This window comes from Nostoc sp. NMS4, from assembly GCF_017115095.1.
GTDB lineage: Bacteria > Cyanobacteriota > Cyanobacteriia > Cyanobacteriales > Nostocaceae > Nostoc.
Map to the genome: position 1 here is coordinate 1 of NZ_JABXKI010000191.1, position 3,553 is coordinate 3,553.

Genomic DNA, 3,553 nt, shown 5'->3' on the forward strand with positions numbered 1-3,553 from the left:
ATAGGCATGAAATTTAAATTATTTTAACTTTTACCATAAAAGTAGCGCAAGAGCCAAAAATACCAGCGCAGTGGCTAAGAATTCTTTATTGGGGGCTGGTACTAACCGGGATTTACTTCGCGTATCTCAACATCCAACCTTATGAGATGGCAGTGCGCTTTTTGAGTGGGAAAGCGATAAACCAAGCATTCTTTTATCTAATTTCGGTGATTCCCATCGTCAATGGAATTGCTAATTTTTTAGGGCAGGGCATCACCTGGATACTGGGTACTTTGCTCTGGGGAGTGATTCAAATTATCGAAGTTTTACCACTGATTCTCTACAACCATGAGGGGTTTATGCAGCAGGTAATTAGCAATGTGGATAGCCGCAGCAGATATGAAATCAAGCAGAGTGATGATCCCACTTTAGCAATGCTCAAACGCACTTATAATGCTTTACCTATTTCGGTTGTAAGCAATTTGGAGCGCCTTAAAATTGTAACTTACACTGTCGATTTTTTGATCTGCATAACTGTATATAGTCCAGTAGCTTCGGGCAAATTCTCAGACTTTTTTTGGTATCTAGGAACCGGACAGTGGAACAAGTTTGACTACGCTAATTTAAGTTTGGCGTTGATCACACTATTTGCTATCGAAGTTATTGTCAGCTTGATTATTTGGGTGGGTAAGTTATCCTACGCAATCAAAGAAACCAAAAATTAGTAAACGGACAACGCAGCACCGAATTACGCGGACTGCGTTTACCTTTTCCAAATAAATACTTCTATATATGACACGATTCAATCCTGAGAAAAATAATAAAACTCCCCAAGAATGGAGTGAGGTTGCACTTCGCGCTACGCAGGAGAATCATTTACAGTGGAATGTCATCGGGGGTATTGTCCTGGGTGCATTAGCGTCCAGTACTGCTAGCCCAATAACGGGAGGATTGATAGTCGGTTACTTTCTTTGGGATAGTTGGAGAAAGGCTGGGCAGATTCAAAGAAATCAAGCTGCGATCGCTGAATTAGGTTGCGTGGCTCAAGTCCTAGATGACGATAATTTTGCAGATTATACCCGTCAAGTGGGGAAGGAAGTTGTGATTAATGAATTGAAGTTTGCTAATGAACGCGGACTAGCTTTGAGTGATGCTGCGGCAGACTTTTACGAGGATAATTGCTCAAACACAGCTTCTAACTCCACTCCTTTATTGACGGCTGCCAAAACACTTTTAGAGAAACCTTGGGTGCAGCCACAAGTGCAGACTCAGGTTGAGAACTACAATCCCGCATCTGGAACAGAGATTGATATTGTTGGGCAGGTCAGTTCTAGCATTGAGAATCTTTTTCTAGTTGGGCTGGGGAAGTCCGGGAAAGGAATGCTTTTAGCTAACCTAATTCGCCAAGTTAAACGCCACGACCCAAGTAAAAAAATTTTTCTGATCAACGGGAAGGATGACTGGAAGGAGTACGGCTATTTTGATGGCATTGTTGATGTAGAAAAGCGTCTGCATTGTGAAACTGCAAAACCGCAAACCGTAGCTGCATGGTTTGAGGCTGCGATCGCAGAATATGACCAATATGCTAGCGAAAATAATGGGGCGCTCTTAATAATTGACGAAGGAACTATTATCGGTGCAAGGCTGAAAGTAGCCAAGTGTACGCTGCTAAACGACAAACTTATTGGTATCGCATCATGTGGCAGTAGTGCTGGGAAGAACATCTGGTTTATTGCTCAAACGCCCTTTGTTGGTGCTAACGGCAGCGACCTTTCAGGAATCAGCCAGCTAACACCGATTGCATTGGTGCATGAAAGTAATTTAGCTGTGCTTGACAGTTGGAAAGGTGCGCGGCTTTTTAAGAAGTTTGATACCGATAAAATAGCAGAGCTAATCAATAACTCAGAGTGCAGTCGGGCTATCTACTATGGCAAGACAACTCAGTGGTATTCAATGCCTGTACTTGAAAACCATTCTGCTTTTAACCGTGATAAACGCGAATTCTTGCCAGGGTTTGAACCCAGTGATGACAATATATGCAGCGACCAGGGAGCTATTAGTCGATTAAACGAAGCGCTAGATATCAGCGAACAATCAACAACCATTCAAAATCATTTGGAATTATCAGACCTTGCCAAACGCTTATTATCTTTCTTTGATAACGCGAAAAATAAGGAACCTAAAACCCTTGCGGATATCAAAAAGAAAGATGAACTCAGAGCGCAGGGTGACATTAAATTAATTACTGCTTTGAATGAATTAGCTAATGCTGGACAACTCATTTTTGATGGCGAAGATAGCTGGTCTAAGTCTGACTGGTGAACGCCACGCCACGCTAAAAAGTACCCACTGAAGCAGCGTGGCGACAATAGCAGTGTGGCGTGGTGCTGTGGCTAAAATCTGTGGGATGCTTTACCAGTAACCGCCACAGCCATACCACACCACAAATGTAATGTAGAGAGAATTAACAATCAATTACTTAACCGAACGACACAAGATAGTTATCGTAATCATGCCCAATCCCCATTCGCCCAGAGAATTAACTTCCCAACAATTACAAAGATTACGAGCATATATCTATGTTGACCCTCCTTTAGATCATTACCAGTTCCTATCTAAGTGGAATATTAGTCGGGAATTAACTGCTCAAATTTGTCGTTGTGATCTTCGGACGATCAACGCCTGGTTTGCTCATGGAGGCATACATCGATCGCCCCAGGAATATTATTTATGGCATCTAAGTTTCGCGGATATTATTCTAGAGCGATTTGATGAACTACCAGATTTTCTACAACTCCTGCTGAGTCCTGTCGATGATTTTTAAAGGTACACGCTCTAATCTATATCGCTGCAAAAGTCAATGATATTTCATCATATCTTCTGCCATTCGATTTAGTTAAACTTGCTTTTGATTTTTTGAGAATAATTATGTCTCTTAGTTCTTTTTTAGAAAAACAAGACGTTAAAGCAAAATTTCAGATGGAATTTCAAAAGCCTAAGTTCGATATTAAGCGAGAGCTATTAGCGTCCCCAATTTTAGGCGCACAACCGAGATTAGTAGGGACATCTTTTGATTACCTCTTAAGGTTTTATATAAAATACATTAACCCTCAAGCCGAAGAGGACGAGGGGGGATGGGCAGCAGAACGAGCTTTAAGGGTGTTACAACAACGAGGAGAAAATCAGCTTTATGAGATTGGAAATGTAATCGTTGCAAAGGCGAGACACAATTATCTAAACTTTTTGGAGACTGGAAAATTTTCAGATGAACTGCTCAAATCTGCTTTATTGTTAGCAAAGCTAGATCCACTGACACGCCGCAGTGATTATATTGTCGGAAATCTGGAATCCATCGATAATGAAGATATTGCCGACTTAAGGAATTTAATTAACATTGTTGATCCTAATCTTTTTAGGACACAAGGAAGGGTTCTTTTAAATCCTGACTTCGGGCCAGGCTCTCTTCTAGTTAAAGGAGCAGATGCGGATTTAATTCTGGATGATCTACTAATAGATATCGGCTCTTGCGCTACTTTTATGGTAAAAGTTAAAATAATTTAAATTTCATGCCTAT

General features: G+C 41.0%; 4 protein-coding genes. All 4 read left to right on the plus strand.

Annotated features, from left to right (window positions below; all coding sequences use genetic code 11):
• Window positions 1-146: 146 nt before the first annotated feature.
• Complete coding sequence (locus tag HWQ37_RS16265; RefSeq protein ID WP_292748668.1) at window positions 147-704, plus strand: hypothetical protein; 558 nt, start codon at window positions 147-149, stop codon at window positions 702-704.
• 67 nt (window positions 705-771) lie between these two features.
• Window positions 772-2,301: a hypothetical protein gene (locus tag HWQ37_RS16270; protein WP_292748669.1), complete on the plus strand. Its 1,530-nt coding sequence runs from the start codon at window positions 772-774 to the stop codon at window positions 2,299-2,301.
• Between the two features lie 190 nt (window positions 2,302-2,491).
• A complete protein-coding gene (locus tag HWQ37_RS16275; RefSeq protein ID WP_292748670.1) occupies window positions 2,492-2,803 on the plus strand; it encodes a helix-turn-helix domain-containing protein in 312 nt (103 codons plus the stop codon).
• Between the two features lie 104 nt (window positions 2,804-2,907).
• Complete coding sequence (locus tag HWQ37_RS16280; protein WP_292748671.1) at window positions 2,908-3,540, plus strand: hypothetical protein; 633 nt, start codon at window positions 2,908-2,910, stop codon at window positions 3,538-3,540.
• Window positions 3,541-3,553: the final 13 nt, after the last annotated feature.

What these genes read in the sequence shown, in the direction of transcription:
- HWQ37_RS16265 (WP_292748668.1), top strand. Translation starts at nt 147, where the DNA reads ATGGCAGTGCGCTTTTTGAGTGGGAAAGCGATAAACCAAGCATTCTTT.
- HWQ37_RS16270 (WP_292748669.1), top strand. Translation starts at nt 772, where the DNA reads ATGACACGATTCAATCCTGAGAAAAATAATAAAACTCCCCAAGAATGG.
- HWQ37_RS16275 (WP_292748670.1), top strand. Translation starts at nt 2,492, where the DNA reads ATGCCCAATCCCCATTCGCCCAGAGAATTAACTTCCCAACAATTACAA.
- HWQ37_RS16280 (WP_292748671.1), top strand. Translation starts at nt 2,908, where the DNA reads ATGTCTCTTAGTTCTTTTTTAGAAAAACAAGACGTTAAAGCAAAATTT.